At 70.8% G+C, this 2,531-nt stretch carries 1 protein-coding gene; it reads left to right on the top strand.

The window, feature by feature from the left end:
• On the top strand, positions 1-2,531 hold a 2,531-nt coding region (locus tag ACIQIB_RS39370; protein ID WP_400764278.1), incomplete at both ends, for a beta strand repeat-containing protein.

Genomic DNA, 2,531 nt, shown 5'->3' with positions numbered 1-2,531 from the left:
GTCACCTCCCCGCCCTCCACCGCAACCGTCCCCCTCACCCAAACCCCCGCCCTCACCCTGACCAAGACCGGCAGCGTGAGCGACGGCGGCGGCAGCAGCGGCGGCAACTCCCGCCCGGCACTGAAGTCGAACCGCGCAGCCGGCGACACCATCGACTACTCCTTCGTGGTCACCAACACCGGCGACGTCGACCTGACCAACGTCACCGTCACCGAGACGGCGTTCTCCGGCACCGGCACCCCACCGTCGATCTCCTGCCCCTCCACCACCCTCGCGGTCGGCGCCTCGATGACCTGCACCGCGACCTACACCGTCACCCAGGCGGACGTGGACGCGGGCTCCGTCACCAACACCGCCACTGTCACCGGCACCCCACCCACCGGCAGCCCGGTCACCTCCCCGCCCTCCACCGCAACCGTCCCCCTCACCCAAACCCCCGCCCTCACCCTGACCAAGACCGGCAGCGTGAGCGACGGCGGCGGCAGCAGCGGCGGCAACTCCCGCCCGGCGCTGAAGACGAACCGCGCAGCCGGTGACACCATCGACTACTCGTTCGTCGTCACCAACACCGGCGACGTCGACCTCACCAACGTGAGCGTCACCGAGACGGCGTTCTCCGGCACCGGCACCCCACCCTCGGTCTCCTGCCCCTCCACCACCCTCGCCGTCGGCGCGTCCATGACCTGCACCGCGACCTACACCGTCACCCAGGCCGACGTCGACGCGGGCTCCGTCACCAACACCGCCACTGTCACCGGCACCCCACCCACCGGCAGCCCCGTCACCTCCCCGCCGTCCACCGCAACCGTCCCCCTCACCCAAACCCCCGCCCTCACCCTGACCAAGACCGGCAGCGTGAGCGACGGCGGAGGCAGCAGCGGCGGCAACTCCCGCCCGGCGCTGAAGACGAACCGCGCAGCCGGTGACACCATCGACTACTCGTTCGTCGTCACCAACACCGGCGACGTCGACCTCACCAACGTGAGCGTCACCGAGACGGCGTTCTCCGGCACCGGCACCCCACCCTCGGTCTCCTGCCCCTCCACCACCCTCGCCGTCGGCGCGTCCATGACCTGCACCGCGACCTACACCGTCACCCAGGCCGACGTCGACGCGGGCTCCGTCACCAACACCGCCACTGTCACCGGTACCCCACCCACCGGCAGCCCGGTCACCAGCCCGCCCTCCACCGCCACCGTCCCCCTCACCCAGACCTCCACCCTCACCCTGACGAAGTCAGCCTCCCCGTCGACCGTCACCGCCGCCGGCCAGACCATCAACTACAGCTTCGTGGTCACCAACACCGGCGACGTCGACCTCACCAACGTGAGCGTCACCGACACCGCGTTCTCCGGCACCGGCACCCCGCCGTCGATCTCCTGCCCGGCCACCACCCTGGCACCCAACGCCTCGGTCACCTGCACCGCGACCTACACCGTCACCCAGGCCGACATCGACTCCGGCGCCATCAACAACACCGCAACCGCCACCGGCACACCCCCCAGCGGCACCCCCGTCACCAGCCCCCCCTCCAGCGCCACCGTGACCGCCACCCAGAACCCCGCACTCACCCTGACCAAGACCGGCAGCGTGAACGGCGGAGGCGGCGGCGGAAACAACGGCGGTGGCGGCGACGGCGGCGGCAACGGAGGCGGCAGCAGCGGCGGCAACTCCCGCCCGGCGCTGAAGACGAACCGCGCAGCCGGCGACACCATCGACTACTCCTTCGTGGTCACCAACACCGGCAACGTCGACCTCACCAACGTCACCGTCACCGAGACGGCGTTCTCCGGCACCGGCACCCCACCGTCGATCTCCTGCCCCTCCACCACCCTCGCGGTCGGCGCCTCGATGACCTGCACCGCGACCTACACCGTCACCCAGGCGGATGTCGACGCGGGCTCCGTCACCAACACCGCCACTGTCACCGGCACCCCACCCACCGGCAGCCCCGTCACCAGCCCGCCCTCCACCGCCACCGTCCCCCTCACCCAAACCCCCGCCCTCACCCTCACCAAGTCGGCCACACCGTCGGCCGTCACCGCGGCCGGCCAGACCATCAACTACAGCTTCGTGGTCACCAACACCGGCGACGTCGACCTCACCAACGTGAGCGTCACCGACACGGCATTCTCGGGCACTAACACCCCGCCGTCGATCTCCTGCCCCTCCACCACCCTCGCGGTCGGCGCCTCGATGACCTGCACCGCGACCTACACCGTCACCCAGGCCGACATCGACTCCGGCGCCATCAACAACACCGCAACCGCCACCGGCACACCCCCCAGCGGCACCCCCGTCACCAGCCCGCCCTCCAGCGCCACCGTGACCGCCACCCAGAACCCCGCACTCACCCTGACCAAGACCGGCACCGTCAACGGCGGAGGCGGCGGCGGAAACAACGGCGGTGGCAACAACGGAGGCGGCAACAACGGAGGCGGCAACAACGGCGGCAACTCCCGCCCGGCGCTGAAGACGAACCGCGCAGCCGGCGACACGATCAACTACAGCTTCGTGGTCACCAACACCGG

Origin of the sequence: Kitasatospora sp. NPDC092286, assembly GCF_044755565.1 — a bacterium.
Lineage (GTDB): Bacteria > Actinomycetota > Actinomycetes > Streptomycetales > Streptomycetaceae > Kitasatospora.
The sequence above is the reverse complement of the archived record's forward strand: the minus strand, read 5'-3'. Positions and strand labels throughout refer to the sequence as shown.